Source organism: Streptomyces sp. NPDC050263 (assembly GCF_040655955.1).
Taxonomy (GTDB): Bacteria; Actinomycetota; Actinomycetes; order Streptomycetales; family Streptomycetaceae; genus Streptomyces.
Genome location: NZ_JBFAKW010000028.1, coordinates 39,733 through 52,229, shown reverse-complemented (window position 1 = coordinate 52,229; position 12,497 = coordinate 39,733). Strand labels below are relative to the sequence as shown.

The window sequence follows — 12,497 nt, the reverse complement described above, 5'->3', positions numbered from 1 at the left end:
TAACCGCTGAGTCTTCCTGGCCGCCGTGACGGATGGCCCTCCGCTTGGTCCAAGACCGGCGGGGGGCCATCCGCATGTCCGGCTCACAGATCCTCGGTGTCCCGCACGTCAATCTCGCACTCCAGACCGGGAATCACATCGAGCTGCTGCTTCACCGCCTCACGGGCATCAGCGGTCAGCGATACCGACACCCCGGCGGGGACGTCGGGAGCGTCCGAGCGGTTGACGGATGTCACGATCGCATCCGGATCCACGTTCTCCAGCGCGTGGAGAACCTCGTCGACACGGTCGTTCCGCACGGTCGTCGAGACATAGGTACGGACAGTCATTGTTGTCTCCCTGGTGGTAGCCCCACTCCTCCGGCCCGCCGCCCGCCGTCCTCGTCGGGCGGGTATAGGACCACGGGCGGAAGCCATGCCGCCAGCCTCACCCCGGCGGAGGCAGAGCGCATCCGCACCCGTTCACGCGAGCACGAGAGGCACGCAAGGGACGTGCCATCTGCCTGAGAATGCGCAGGTCAAAGCCAACAGACCACATCCACATCCTCTATGCGGCTAGAGGGCTTAGTACTGCAACGGTCTTTGCCGTGGTGTGGTCATGGGTGGAGACCTTGCTGATTGTTTCTGCAACTTCCGCGGTACCGCGGAAGGTTGACGCCCATCAGGCAGGGCAGGCCTTACGCTGCTGCGATGCGGATCCGCCCCCTCGTCGTCGACGCGCTGATTGTGGCGGCGCTGACCAGCGTGGCCTTACTGCTGGGGCCGGAGGCCGCGCGGCAGGGCCAGAATCCGCTCGACGGAGCCGCCTACGCGCTGGTCGTCCTGGTCCACCTGCCGCTCGTCCTCCGCGGCCGTGCCCCTGTCGTGGTCTGCTGCCTCGTGCACGCGACCTGGCTGGTGTACATCACCGCCGGCTACTGGCCCGTGGTATGCAGCTTCGGACCCATGCTCGCCGTCTACACCGTCGCCTCCGTGCGCGTGGCGCGCGTCTCCGTCGCCTGCGCCGCGCTGATGGGCGGGGTCTGGATCTACGCGGGTGCGGTGAACCACACCGACTCCTGGGCGTCTGTCATCGGACAGGCGGTGGTCTACCCGGCGATGCTGTGGCGGTTCGGTGTCCTCGCCCGCCGCTCGAACGAGCTGGCCCGGCAGCTGCGCCGGGAGCAGGCGGAGCGGGCCCGGCGCGAGGTGGCCGAGGAACGCGGCCGGATCGCCCGCGAACTGCACGACGTGGTCGCCCACCACATGTCCGTGATCTCCGTACAGACCGGTCTCGCCCGGTTCGTCTTCGACACCGACCGCCAGACCACGCGTACCGCACTCGACACGATAGAAGCCACCGGCAAGGAAGCCCTCGAAGAACTGCGCCGCATGCTCATGGTGCTGCGCGCTTCCGACGAGGGTGCCCCCGCCGGCCCGATGCCAAGCCTGGCCCGCCTCGGCGAGATGACCGAACGCGTCCGCGCCGGCGGGACCGAGGTCGCCTTGACCGTCGAGGGCGTCGAGCGTCCGGTGGCCCCTGGCGTGGAACTGTGCGCCTACCGGGTGGTGCAGGAGGCACTCACCAACGTCCTCAAGCACGCGCCCGGCGCGAGTGCGCAGGTACTGCTGAGGTATGAACCGCACCAGGTGACGGTTTCGGTCACGGACGACGGTGAGGGGGTGATTCCAGACAGAGTACGAACCGGCGGCGGACACGGCTTGCTCGGCATGCGAGAGCGGGCCAAGCTCTACGGCGGGCAGATCAACATCGGCCCGCAGGACCAAGGTGGCTTCGCCGTGCGGCTGATCCTGCCGACGTCCGCGCGGGCCGCACAGCAGGGGGACGGCACCACCACATGACCACCGTGCTCGTCGTGGACGACCAGTTCCTCATCCGGGCCGGCCTGGTGGGCCTGTTGCGTGCCGCACCCGGCATCGAGGTGGTCGGCGAGGCGAGCGACGGCGCGGAGGGCGTCCTCCTGGCCGCCCGAACCGCCCCCGAGGTGATCCTGATGGATGTGCGCATGCCCGGCATGAACGGCATCGAGGCCACCGAACGCATCCTCGCCGAGGCCGCCGACCCCCCGCCCCGCATCCTGATGCTGACCACCTTCGACCTCGACGAGTACGTGTACGGGGCACTGCGCGCCGGAGCCTGCGGGTTCCTGCTCAAGGACTCCGGCCCGGAACGGCTGCTCGCCGCCGTGGCCGCGATCGCCGGCGGCGACGCGCTCTTCGCGCCCAGCGTCACCCACCGCCTGGTGGAGGCGTACGCCCGGCAGACCGCCTGCGAACAGCCCCCCGATCTGCAGGCCTTGACCGCCCGCGAACTGGAGGTCCTGAAACTGATCGCCCGTGGCCTGTCCAACCTGGAGATCGCCGAGCGCCTCTACATCAGCGAGGCGACCGTCAAGACCCACCTCAACCGCACGATGACCAAACTGGACCTTGGCAGCAGAGCACAGGCCGTGGTGGTGGCCTACGAATCGGGGCTCGTGACCCCGGGCGGATAACGGCCGGGCGACTTGTTCCGTGCCGAGCCGTTGCCCGATCCGGCGCGGATCAGTGGACGTAGATGCAGGCCTCACCGCCGTAGTGCTGGCGGCCGCCGCTGGCGATCCAGAGCTTGGCGCAGTAGTTGCCCGCCCTCGAAACGGAAGCGTTGAGGACGGTGCCCTCCGAAAAAGCGCTGGTGGAATACTGGGAGCCGTTCTTCCAGTGCACGCCGCCGGCCTTGATGTACTCGAGGTGGACCGACTTGTTGCCGTTGCTGCCGTCGGTTCGCCTGGCGCTTCCTATGACCTCCTCGACAAACAGGTCATGGCCGACGATCTTGTAGCAGACCTCCCAGTACCCCAGGGAGTCGGACCCGCCGTTTCCGCAGACTCTCGCGGTGGCGGAGGCGGGGCTGGCTGTTGCCAAGGTGGCGATGGTCATCACGCCGGCGGTGATGGACGCGGCCAGAAGACGTCGATTTCTACGTTGCGTTTTCATGAGACGAGCCTGGCATTCCAAGGGCTCGAAGCCATCCCACGCTCGTAGGAGTGCGGGTAAACCTGTGGCGTACGTAGGGGTACACCAGTGGGGTACGTGCAGGTGAACCCGACCCCTCTGCCGCTGCCAACGGCCCTTCAGCCTCACCGCGAACGACACGGCCCACGAGGCCAGTCCGCCCGCTGTCCACCGGTGACGAGTAGGGACGGCGGTCGGCAGCACCCGTCAGCGCTCAGGTGGAACTCGCTGGTGAGCTGGGCAAGGCTGTGCGCGGCAGCGCACGGCCGGTCGAGGTGCTCGTCGAGGTCGACAGCGGGAGCCATCGCACGGGAGTACCGCCTCACGCTGCCGGTGAGGTCGGGAAGGCTGCCGCCGACGCAGGACTGGATGTTGTCGGCGTGTTCACGTTCCCGGGACACGGCTACGGGCACGATGCGCAGGCGCGCGAGCGTGCCGCACGGGACGAGGAGCGCACGCTGAGCGAGGCCGCACAGGTGCTGCGGGACCTTGGGCTCGACGTCCGTGTGGTCAGCGGCGGGTCGACTCCTACGGTGGGGCGGTGGCAGCCGGGAGAGGTGAACGAGTTGCGGCCCGGTGTCTACGTCTTCAATGACGCCACCCAGCTGGCCATCGGCACTTGCGGTGTGGAGGATCTGGCGCTGGTTGCCGCGGCGACGGTGATCAGCGTTCCCGCCCTTGACCGCTTGTGCTTGATGTCGGTAGCAAGGTCCTCGGCTCCGACCGGTCGCCTTGGGTGACGGGCCACGGCTACCTGCCCCGGTTCCCGCAGGGAACCATCACCGGATTGTGGGAGCACCACGCCGTTGTCCGGCTTCCGGAGGGGGCGCGGGGACCACGCCTTGGATCGCTGGTCGCTGTCGTCCCCAACCGCATATGCACGCCGGTGAATCTCGTCGAGGAGCTGCCGGTCGTCCGAAACCGCGAGGTGATCGACCGCTGGCAGGTAACGGCGCGAGGTGCCAATACCTGAGCTCGCAGCAGGCCGAGAGCCCGGTAGCAGATCAGAGTTGCGGCTATCCCGGCGAAGGCAAGGAAGTGTTCAGCCTTGCGCTCGTAACGACGGTGAAGGCGACGGCCCCCGGCCAGCCAGGCCACGGTCCACCGGTGACGGCGCAGCCGCTGCGAGGAAGGGAGCGAACGCAAGGGCGTCCAGCGCGGCAAGACGTGGGGCCTGAAGCCCCGTATGGGCTCCCGATGGGCGTGCCAACATTTCGATCACGACGCGGACGCCCATCCGCACCGAGTGGGAGGGAAAAGACATGGCGAAAGACCGACCGTGGAACCGGGCGGAGTCCACCGCACCCCCGGCGCCGGAAGGGTTCAACCTCGGGGACGCCAGCGACGAGGAAGTGCGCGCCTACTGTCTCCAACGCTCCCGTGCGTTCCTGGCCAGAGCAGAGACCACGGAGGCCGCGATAAGCAGCGACCGCCAACTGGACATCGCGGCCTACTCCCGTCCGGGCATCCGGCACACCAGGCCGGCCGACGCACCCGCGCTGAGAACCCTGCTCGCTGTCTGCGGGCGGCCGTAGGCTGCGACCCATGCCCGCATGGGTCAACTCAGTCTGGCCCGTAGCCGCTTTCTTCCCCGGGGGCGTGGGCAACACCCGCAAGGACCCGGAGGCGTTCGCCAGCCTGATCCACGACGTGGAGACGAAGATCTTCGACGTGCTGCCGGACGAGACCTGGGTCTATCCGGGACACGGCGACGACACCACGCTGGGCGCGCAGCGGCCGCACCTTCCGGAGTGGCACGCGCGCGGGTGGTGAACTGAGTCGTCCATACAGGGGGCGTGCGTCACCGAACGCGCGCCCCGTGTGAATCGCGCGCACGCGCCGACCCCCTGCGCGCGCTCCCCGCACAGGTGGTTGCGCGGTCAACTGGTGGCAGCCCCGCGCGGGATGACGGCTCCGGCGCGGAATGGGCCGCCGGTCCACGATCCCCGCCCTCGGCCGGCGGCCCAGGCGCTCAACCGGCCGGGCACAGCGCCTGTTCACGAGACTGCAACACCCGTTCCCACCATGCGAACAACTGCTGGTGTGACCTCGACAAACAGCGATTTGGCTGCCACTCTCCCGCCATGCATCCCGCCCCTCGTGTTCTGCGCCGCGCCGTGGCCGGCGCCACCGTAGCCCTCCTCGCGACCGCCGTCGGCTGCGCTCCGCAGCCGGAGGACAAGGCGGCCACCACGCCTTCCGGTTCGAGTACGAACACCTGCGCCAAGGGCAAGCTGGCCACCGAGACCTCCGGCAAGCTGACCATCGCGACCGACCAGCCCGCGTACGAGCCGTGGTTCAAGGACGACAAGCCGGCCAACGGCGAAGGCTTCGAGTCCGCGGTGGCGTACGCCGTCGCGCAGCAGCTCGGTTACGACAAGAGCGCCGTGGTCTGGCAGAGCGTGCCGTTCAACAAGGCCTTCGCGCCGGGCGAGAAGACCTTCGACTTCGACATCAACCAGGTGTCGATCAGCGACGAGCGCAAGAAGGCCGTGGACTTCTCGTCCGGATACTACGACGTGCGTCAGGCCGTCATCGCCCTCAAGGGCACGAAGGCCGCGAGTGCGACCACCATCGCCGGCCTCAAGGGCCTCAAGCTGGGCGCCCAGGTCGGCACGACCAGCCTCGACTACATCGACGACGTGGTGCGGCCGTCGCAGCAGGCGGCCGTCTACGCCAAGAACGACCAGGCCAAGTCCGCGCTGAAGAACGGCCAGGTCGACGCCATCGTGGTCGATCTGCCGACCGCCTTCTACATCACGGCCGCCGAGGTGACGGACGCCGAGATCGTCGGCCAGTTCGCGAACCAGGGTGCCGCGCCGGAGCAGTTCGGGCTCGTACTCGACAAGGGCAGCGCGCTCACCTCCTGCGTGACCGCCGCCGTGGACACGCTCCGCAAGGACGGCAGCCTGGCGAAGATCGAACAGCAGTGGCTCTCCGACGCCGTCGACGCACCGGTGCTCAAGTGACGGTCACGAAGGACGAGTCCGGCCGGGAGGGCGCGAACGGCAAGGACGACATGTCCGGGGGCGGTGACGGCGGCCGTGACGCGTACGCCCCGTCGCAGCGGCGGCTGGAGCGCGAACGCTACAAACGCGCGCGTGCCCGCCGCGCCACGGCGATCGCTGCGCTGTCGACCCTGGTCACGGGTGTCGCCCTCTACTTCGTCGTCGTCGGCGCGCCCGGCTGGCCGCGCACCAAGGAGACCTTCTTCAACGGGCAGTACGCGCGCGAGGCGCTGCCCAAGGTCCTCGAAGGGCTGTGGCTGAACGTCCGGCTGCTGCTGATCTGCGGAGCCGCCGTGCTGGTGCTCGGCATGCTCATCGCCGTGGCCCGCACGCTGCGCGGCCCCGTGTTCTTCCCGCTGCGGGTGCTGGCAGCGGCCTACACGGACTTCTTCCGCGGTCTGCCGCTCATCATCAACCTGATGATCGTAGTGCTGGGCGTCCCGGCGCTCCGGCTACAGAGCGTGACCGTGGACCCCGTGCTGCTGGGCGGTACGGCGCTGACGCTGACGTACTCGGCGTACGTCGCCGAGGTGTTCCGCGCCGGCATCGAGTCCGTGCACCCCTCGCAGCGCGCCGCGGCCCGCTCGCTGGGCCTGTCCAACCGGCAGGCGCTGCGCTACGTGGTGCTCCCGCAGGCGGTGCGCCGGCAGGTGCCGCCGCTGCTGAACGACCTGGTGTCACTGCAGAAGGACACCGGGCTCGTCTCGATCGGCGGCGCGGTCGACGCCGTGCGCGCGGCGGACATCATCGTGGGCCGCAGTCTGAACTACACGCCGTACATCGTCGCAGGGCTCGTCTTCGTGGCCCTGACCATCCCGATGACCCGCTTCACGGACTGGGTGACGGCCCGGATGGACCGTCAGCGGGCGCAAGGAGGAACGACATGAGCGACGCGCCCGTGCTGCGGATGGAGTCCGTCCGCAAGACGTTCGGCGACTCGGTCGTCCTGCGGGACGTGGACCTGGAGGTCGCCCCGCACACGGTGACCGCGCTGATCGGCGCCTCCGGCTCCGGCAAGTCCACCCTCCTGCGCTGCGCCAACCTGTTGGAGGACGTCGACGACGGCGCGATCTGGCTGGACGGCGAGGAGATCACCGACCCGCGCGTCGACCAGGACGCGGTGCGGCGCCGGATCGGCGTGGTCTTCCAGGCGTACAACCTGTTCCCGCACATGACGGTGCTGCAGAACATCACGCTCGCCCCGCGCCGCGTGCACGGGGTCGCCCGCGCGCAGGCCGAGGAGTACGCGAGGGAGCTCCTGGAGCGCCTCGGGCTGGCCGGCAAGGCGGGCGAGTACCCCGACCGGCTCAGCGGCGGCCAGCAGCAGCGGGTGGCGATCGTGCGCGCCCTGGCCGTGCGTCCCCGGCTGCTGCTGCTCGATGAGATCACGGCGGCGCTGGACCCGGAGCTGGTGGGCGAGGTCCTGAACGTGGTCCGAGACCTGAAGGGCGACGGCATGACCATGGTGCTGGCCACGCATGAGATGGGCTTCGCACGCGAGGTCGCCGACCAGGTCTGCTTCCTGGACGGCGGGGTCGTGCTGGAACGCGGCATCCCCGAGCAGGTCTTCGGCGACCCGCAACAGGAGCGCACACGGCAGTTCCTGCGGCGGATCGTCGAAGCCGGACGCCTCTAGGCCCGTACTTCGCAGGTCACCCGATCGTGAAGATCAAGTGGTCGTGGCTGATCGCTCGCCGATCGGAACCGCTACGGCAATAGCGGTCCCGGACCGACCCAGTCGAGATCGGACGCTGAGAGGCCGCTGCGGCGAACCTTTTCGGCGACCTGCGAAGTACGGGTCTAGGAGCTGCGGTAAGAGGCGTCCGCCAGGAGACCGGTCGTTACGCGTCGGTCTTTCCCGTGCCCGCGAGTGCCGCGACGCGCTCCACGCCGAACACGTACCCCTGCACCCCGCAGCCGGCGATGACGCCGTCGGCGCGCAGCGAGACGTACGAGTGGTGTCGGAAGGCCTCGCGCCGGTGGATGTTCGAGATGTGGACCTCCAGCACGGGCAGACCGTCGCAGGTGTTGAGGGCGTCCAGGATCGCGACCGAGGTGTGCGAGTAGGCCCCTGGGTTGATCACGATGCCGCAGTGGTTCAACCGTGCCTCGTGGATCCAGTCGACCAGTTCGCCCTCGTGGTTGGACTGGCGGAAGTCCACCGTGCCGCCGTGCGCGGCCGCCGCTTTGACGCACAGCGTCTCGACGTCGGCGAGGGTGTCGGAACCGTAGATCTCCGGCTGACGCTGGCCCAGGAGGTTCAGGTTGGGGCCGTTCAGAATCATGATCGGGGCGTTGGCCAGGGTGCGGGGCACGGTTCCTCCGGTCCGTTCAAGGGAAGGCGGCCTGTCAAGGACCGCTGCTCAGACCCCGGTTTATCACGGTGCACCGGCAGCGGGGCGGCCCGTACGCTCCCGGCATGACGACCCCTGCTTATCCCCCCAAGCCGTCACCCGGCAACCGCATAGCCGTCATCTCGCCGGGCGCCGCGCTGCCCGGGCTCTTCCCGCGCCCCCACGAACTGGGTCTGGAGCGACTGCGCAAGGAGTTCGAGCTGGAACCGGTCGAGTATCCGGCGACCCGGAAGATGGGTTCGACGCCCCAGGAACGCGCCGCCGACATCCACGCGGCATTCGCCGACCCGGACATCAAGGCGGTCATCGCGGCGATCGGCGGCGACGACCAGATCACCGTGCTGCCGTTTCTGGACCGCGAGTTGATCCGCGCGAACCCGAAGCCGTTCTTCGGGATGAGCGACAACACGAACCTGCTGGCGTACCTGTACAACACAGGGATCGTCGGCTTCCACGGCGCGACCGTGATGACGGCGCTCGGGCGTCCCGTGGCCATGGACCCGCTGACCGCCGAGTCCCTGCGGGCCGCCCTGTTCACCTCGGGCGAGTACGAGTTGCGGCCCACCGAGCGCTGGAGCGACGTCAACCGCGATTGGGCCGACCCCGCGACCTTCGACACCGAACCGGAGACCCGTCCCGGCACCGGCTGGACCTGGCTGAACGCCGACCGCGCAGTGGAGGGCCGCAGTTGGGGCGGCAACCTGGAAATCCTGTCCTGGCTGCTGATGGCCGACCGTGAGATCGCGCGCGACCTGTCGGCGTACGACGGCGGCGTGCTGTTCCTGGAGACCTCGGAGGAGCTGCCGAGCGGCACGGAGGTCTTCCGGATCCTGCGCAGCATGGGCGAGCGCGGCCTGCTGCACCGCTTCCCGGCGCTGCTGATGGCCCGCGCCAAGACGTGGTCCTTCGAGCAACCCAACAGCCCGCAGGAGGGCGCCCGTTACGCCGCCGAGCAGCGCGAGGCGGTGGAGCGCGCGCTGAAGGCGTACGCCCCGGACACCCTGGCCGTCTTCGACGTGGACTTCGGTCACACCGACCCGCAACTCGTCATCCCCTATGGCGGCACGGTCCGTGTCGACGGTCCCGCGCGGCGCATCACCGTCACCTACTGAGGCTCCCGGAGGCGGGCCGCGCTCCCACACGCCCCCGTAACCCGTGGTCACCGTGGGTAGTTGACGCGGCATGCACGACGTACACACCGTGAAGACGCCCTCCATGCCTCGGCTCGCGGCCGCCTCGCTCGCCGGGACCGCCATCGAGTTCTACGACTTCTTCGTCTACGGGACGGCAGCCGCGCTGGTCCTGGGGCCGCTGTTCTTCCCGACGTTCTCGCCGCTCGCGGGGACGCTGGCCGCCTTCGCGACGTTCGGCGTGGGGTTCGTGGCGCGGCCGCTGGGATCGGTGCTGTTCGGGCATGTCGGGGACCGGCACGGACGCCGGCCCGTGCTCGTCGTCTCCCTGCTGCTGACCGGCGCCTCGACCGTCGCGGTCGGCTGCGTGCCGTCGTACGACACGATCGGCGTGGCCGCTCCCCTGCTGCTGCTCGTGCTGCGTTTCCTGCAAGGGCTCGGGCTCGGCGGGGAGTGGGGCGGCGCGGTGCTGCTGACCGCCGAGCACGCGCCCGCCGAGCGGCGCGCCCTGTGGTCGAGCTTCCCGCAGGTCGGGCCCGCGGTGGGCTTCGTGCTCGCCAACGGGGTGGTGCTGGCCCTGGCGGCGACCCTGACCGACGCGCAGTTCACGCAGTGGGGGTGGCGGGTGCCCTTCTGGGCGGCCGGGGCGCTGGCCGTGCTCGGGCTGTGGCTCAGGTCGTCGCTGCCCGAGAGCCCTCGGTTCCTGGAGATCGACAACCACGCGCGCGTGCCGCTCGTCGAGGTCGTGCGCGACCACTGGCGGCTCGTCCTGCTGACCGCCGGCGCGCTCTCCGTCGGGTACGCGATCTTCTACGCCGTGACGACCTGGTCCCTGGCCTATGCGACGGAGCGGCTCGGGGTGAGTCGTACGGTCATGCTCGCCTGCATCCTGGCCGCCGTGGTGGTGAAGGGGTCGCTGACGCCCGCGATGGCGCTGCTGGGCGACCGCTACGGCCGACGGCCGCTGTGCCTCGCCGGATGCGCGGCTGCCGCGCTGTGGATGTTCCCGATGGTCTTCCTGCTCGCGACCGGCGAGCCGTTGCCGATGTTCCTGGGCATCCTGGGGGCGCTGATCGCGTTCGTCACGATGTTCTCGGTGATCGCGGCGTATCTGCCGGAGCTGTACGCGCCGCGCGTGCGCTGTACCGGTGCGGCGGTCGGCTACAACCTCGGCGGCGTCCTCGGGGGCGCGCTCACGCCGATCGTGGCGACGGCTCTCGCGGAGCACTCGGGGCGGGTGCCGTGGGGTGTGGGCGCGTATCTGACGGGGGTCGCGCTGCTCAGCCTGGGCTGCTTCGCGCTGCTGCCGGAGACCCGGCCGGTACCGGGGCAGGTACCGGGGAGGACAGCGGGGCAGGTCGCCGGGCAGGTGGCGAAGCCAGGGCCGGTGGCGGCGACCGAGGCGGCTGCCGGGGACTGCGCGTAAACGCTTGCGCAAACGTCTACGCGAGCGTTTACGCAAGCGTTTACGCGCCGCTACGGGTTGATCGCCAGCTCCAGGTACGCGGCGAACAGCACGAGGTGGACGCCGCCCTGCAACGGCGTGGCCCGTCCCGGGACCACCGTCAGCGAGCTGACCACGATGGTCAGCGCGAGCAGCACCAGGTGAGTGGAGCCGAGGCCCAGGACGAGCGGCCCGGAGAGCCAGATCGAGGCCAGGGCGACCGCGGGGATGGTCAGACCGATGCTGGCCATCGCGGAGCCGAGCGCGAGGTTGAGGCTGGTCTGCACCCGGTCGCGGCGGGCGGAGCGCAGTGCGGCGATGGTCTCGGGGAGCAGCACGAGCAGCGCGATGATCACACCGACGACCGCATGGTGGAGACCGGCGGCCTCGACCGCGGACTCGATGGTCGGCGAGACGCCCTTGGCGAGGCCGACGACGCCGATCAGGGCCAGGCCGAGGAGCCCGAGGCTGAGCAGGGCGGTCCTGGAGCTCGGGCGGCCGGCGTGGTCGTCCGCGCTGATGACGTCTCCCTGCCGGGTGACGGGCAGGAAGTAGTCGCGGTGCCGGACGGTCTGCGTCGCCACGAACAGGCCGTACAGGATCAGCGAGGACAGTGCGGCAAAGGTGAGCTGGACCCCGGAGAACTCCGGGCCGGGTTTGCCGGTGGTGAAGGTCGGCAGGACGAGGCTGAGCGTGGCCAGGGTCGCGACGGTCGCCAGGGCGGCGCCGGTGCCCTCCGGGTTGAAGACCGCCGTGCCGTGGCGCAGTGAGGCGACAAGGAGGCACAGGCCGACGATGCCGTTACAGGTGATCATCACGGCCGCGAAGACCGTGTCCCTGGCGAGCGTCGAGCTCTTGTCGCCGCCGTCCGCCATCAGCGTGACGATCAGGGCGACCTCGATGATCGTCACGGCGACCGCGAGGACGAGGGAGCCGAAGGGTTCACCGACCCGGTGGGCGACGACCTCCGCGTGGTGGACGGCGGCCAGGACGGCTCCGGCGAGGACCGGGGTGACCAGTGCGACGACCGCGCCGGACAGGTCGCGTCCCCAGGTCAGGACGAGCAGGACGACCGCCAGCGCCGGCACGAGGGACGTCCACCGGGTCATGACCGGCCTGAGCCGAGCGATCATGCGGCGATCGTCGCAGAGCCGTACGGGCTTCGCATTTCCGGCCCGTACGGCCCTTGCGGCTTTCTCCAGCCTCTATGGCGACCGTCGTTGCGGGAACTCGGCCGTCACCTGAACTCGGTCGTGTCCTCGACGTCGCAGTCGGTGAAGGACGGGGGCCTGGTGCACAGCGCGGCCATCCGCTCCGCGAACTTGCCCGTCTCCGGGTCGTCGCTGTTGCGCATGGCCTCGTCGTAGGAGTCGAACTCGATCACCACGAGGTAGCGGTTCGGGCGGCCCCTGTCCTTGAGGACGAGGCGGCGCGTCGGGCCGTCGGCCCGGTCGGTGAGGCGTTGTTCCCCTTCCTCGGCCAGGGCGCGCATCTCGTCGATGCTGTCGGTCTCGAACTCGACGATCTGCACGAACCGCTGCGATGTGCTCATGGTGCCTCCACCTGTA

15 protein-coding genes and 2 pseudogenes are annotated in these 12,497 nt (G+C 69.6%); 11 read left to right on the top strand and 6 right to left on the bottom strand.

What is annotated here, in order from left to right:
* Positions 1-83: 83 nt before the first annotated feature.
* Entirely contained in the window at positions 84-329 is a 246-nt protein-coding gene (locus AB0J04_RS15680) for a hypothetical protein (protein WP_363168962.1), read from the bottom strand.
* A 360-nt stretch (positions 330-689) separates the two neighbouring features.
* On the opposite strand from AB0J04_RS15680, the gene AB0J04_RS15675 reads away from it, so the two are divergent.
* Together AB0J04_RS15675 and AB0J04_RS15670 are read left to right on the top strand one after the other, a co-directional pair.
* The gene (locus AB0J04_RS15675) at positions 690-1,841 is read left to right on the top strand and encodes a sensor histidine kinase (protein WP_363168961.1); all 1,152 of its coding nucleotides are present in this window, start codon (positions 690-692) and stop codon (positions 1,839-1,841) included.
* A complete protein-coding gene (locus tag AB0J04_RS15670; protein WP_363168960.1) occupies positions 1,838-2,494 on the top strand; it encodes a response regulator transcription factor in 657 nt (218 codons plus the stop codon). The genes AB0J04_RS15675 and AB0J04_RS15670 overlap by 4 nt, the downstream gene beginning before the upstream one ends.
* Positions 2,495-2,543: 49 nt before the next feature.
* Here the strand turns inward: AB0J04_RS15670 and AB0J04_RS15665 are convergent, their stop codons facing one another.
* Entirely contained in the window at positions 2,544-2,975 is a 432-nt protein-coding gene (locus tag AB0J04_RS15665) for a hypothetical protein (protein WP_363168959.1), read from the bottom strand.
* A 236-nt stretch (positions 2,976-3,211) separates the two neighbouring features.
* Here AB0J04_RS15665 and AB0J04_RS15660 point away from each other — a divergent pair, with 236 nt between their 5' ends.
* Together AB0J04_RS15660 and AB0J04_RS15655 are read left to right on the top strand one after the other, a co-directional pair.
* A complete protein-coding gene (locus AB0J04_RS15660; RefSeq protein WP_363168958.1) occupies positions 3,212-3,733 on the top strand; it encodes an alanine racemase in 522 nt (173 codons plus the stop codon).
* Positions 3,682-3,966 (top strand): hypothetical protein, encoded by a 285-nt coding sequence (locus tag AB0J04_RS15655; protein ID WP_363168957.1) that lies wholly within the window; start codon positions 3,682-3,684, stop codon positions 3,964-3,966. Before AB0J04_RS15660 ends, AB0J04_RS15655 begins: the two co-directional genes overlap by 52 nt.
* A gap of 14 nt (positions 3,967-3,980) precedes the next feature.
* On the opposite strand, the pseudogene AB0J04_RS15650 reads toward AB0J04_RS15655, so the two are convergent.
* A pseudogene (locus tag AB0J04_RS15650) lies at positions 3,981-4,136 on the bottom strand (IS5/IS1182 family transposase); the annotation flags it as partial.
* A gap of 119 nt (positions 4,137-4,255) precedes the next feature.
* Here AB0J04_RS15650 and AB0J04_RS15645 point away from each other — a divergent pair.
* From AB0J04_RS15645 to AB0J04_RS15625, 5 genes and pseudogenes are all read left to right on the top strand, one after another.
* Positions 4,256-4,528 carry a hypothetical protein gene (locus AB0J04_RS15645; protein WP_363168956.1) on the top strand — a complete coding sequence of 91 codons (273 nt, stop codon included), beginning with the start codon at positions 4,256-4,258 and terminating at the stop codon, positions 4,526-4,528.
* A gap of 52 nt (positions 4,529-4,580) precedes the next feature.
* Positions 4,581-4,766: pseudogene (locus AB0J04_RS15640) on the top strand (MBL fold metallo-hydrolase); the annotation flags it as partial.
* Between the two features lie 311 nt (positions 4,767-5,077).
* Entirely contained in the window at positions 5,078-5,962 is an 885-nt protein-coding gene (locus tag AB0J04_RS15635; protein WP_363168955.1) for an ABC transporter substrate-binding protein, read from the top strand.
* On the top strand, positions 5,959-6,888 hold the full coding sequence (locus tag AB0J04_RS15630; RefSeq protein WP_363168953.1) for an amino acid ABC transporter permease: 930 nt from the start codon (positions 5,959-5,961) through the stop codon (positions 6,886-6,888). Before AB0J04_RS15635 ends, AB0J04_RS15630 begins: the two co-directional genes overlap by 4 nt.
* Entirely contained in the window at positions 6,885-7,637 is a 753-nt protein-coding gene (locus AB0J04_RS15625) for an amino acid ABC transporter ATP-binding protein (protein ID WP_363168952.1), read from the top strand. The genes AB0J04_RS15630 and AB0J04_RS15625 overlap by 4 nt, the downstream gene beginning before the upstream one ends.
* 205 nt (positions 7,638-7,842) lie before the next feature.
* Here AB0J04_RS15625 and aroQ read toward each other — a convergent pair whose 3' ends face one another.
* Positions 7,843-8,316: a type II 3-dehydroquinate dehydratase gene (gene aroQ, locus AB0J04_RS15620; RefSeq protein WP_363168951.1), complete on the bottom strand. Its 474-nt coding sequence runs from the start codon at positions 8,314-8,316 to the stop codon at positions 7,843-7,845.
* Between the two features lie 104 nt (positions 8,317-8,420).
* Between aroQ and AB0J04_RS15615 the strand changes: the two genes are divergently transcribed.
* Both AB0J04_RS15615 and AB0J04_RS15610 read left to right on the top strand, forming a co-directional pair.
* Positions 8,421-9,467: a S66 peptidase family protein gene (locus AB0J04_RS15615; protein WP_363168949.1), complete on the top strand. Its 1,047-nt coding sequence runs from the start codon at positions 8,421-8,423 to the stop codon at positions 9,465-9,467.
* 70 nt (positions 9,468-9,537) lie between these two features.
* Entirely contained in the window at positions 9,538-10,911 is a 1,374-nt protein-coding gene (locus AB0J04_RS15610; RefSeq protein ID WP_363168948.1) for an MFS transporter, read from the top strand.
* A gap of 50 nt (positions 10,912-10,961) precedes the next feature.
* Here the strand turns inward: AB0J04_RS15610 and AB0J04_RS15605 are convergent, their stop codons facing one another.
* Both AB0J04_RS15605 and AB0J04_RS15600 read right to left on the bottom strand, forming a co-directional pair.
* Positions 10,962-12,062: an ionic transporter y4hA gene (locus tag AB0J04_RS15605; RefSeq protein WP_363168947.1), complete on the bottom strand. Its 1,101-nt coding sequence runs from the start codon at positions 12,060-12,062 to the stop codon at positions 10,962-10,964.
* Positions 12,063-12,166: 104 nt separating this feature from the next.
* Positions 12,167-12,481, bottom strand: a complete 315-nt coding sequence (locus tag AB0J04_RS15600) for a hypothetical protein (RefSeq protein WP_363168946.1) — start codon at positions 12,479-12,481, stop codon at positions 12,167-12,169.
* Positions 12,482-12,497: the final 16 nt, after the last annotated feature.

What these genes read in the sequence shown, in the direction of transcription:
- AB0J04_RS15680 (WP_363168962.1), bottom strand. Translation starts at nt 329, where the DNA reads ATGACTGTCCGTACCTATGTCTCGACGACCGTGCGGAACGACCGTGTC.
- AB0J04_RS15675 (WP_363168961.1), top strand. Translation starts at nt 690, where the DNA reads ATGCGGATCCGCCCCCTCGTCGTCGACGCGCTGATTGTGGCGGCGCTG.
- AB0J04_RS15670 (WP_363168960.1), top strand. Translation starts at nt 1,838, where the DNA reads ATGACCACCGTGCTCGTCGTGGACGACCAGTTCCTCATCCGGGCCGGC.
- AB0J04_RS15665 (WP_363168959.1), bottom strand. Translation starts at nt 2,975, where the DNA reads ATGAAAACGCAACGTAGAAATCGACGTCTTCTGGCCGCGTCCATCACC.
- AB0J04_RS15645 (WP_363168956.1), top strand. Translation starts at nt 4,256, where the DNA reads ATGGCGAAAGACCGACCGTGGAACCGGGCGGAGTCCACCGCACCCCCG.
- AB0J04_RS15635 (WP_363168955.1), top strand. Translation starts at nt 5,078, where the DNA reads ATGCATCCCGCCCCTCGTGTTCTGCGCCGCGCCGTGGCCGGCGCCACC.
- AB0J04_RS15625 (WP_363168952.1), top strand. Translation starts at nt 6,885, where the DNA reads ATGAGCGACGCGCCCGTGCTGCGGATGGAGTCCGTCCGCAAGACGTTC.
- AB0J04_RS15615 (WP_363168949.1), top strand. Translation starts at nt 8,421, where the DNA reads ATGACGACCCCTGCTTATCCCCCCAAGCCGTCACCCGGCAACCGCATA.
- AB0J04_RS15610 (WP_363168948.1), top strand. Translation starts at nt 9,538, where the DNA reads ATGCACGACGTACACACCGTGAAGACGCCCTCCATGCCTCGGCTCGCG.
- AB0J04_RS15605 (WP_363168947.1), bottom strand. Translation starts at nt 12,062, where the DNA reads ATGATCGCTCGGCTCAGGCCGGTCATGACCCGGTGGACGTCCCTCGTG.
- AB0J04_RS15600 (WP_363168946.1), bottom strand. Translation starts at nt 12,481, where the DNA reads ATGAGCACATCGCAGCGGTTCGTGCAGATCGTCGAGTTCGAGACCGAC.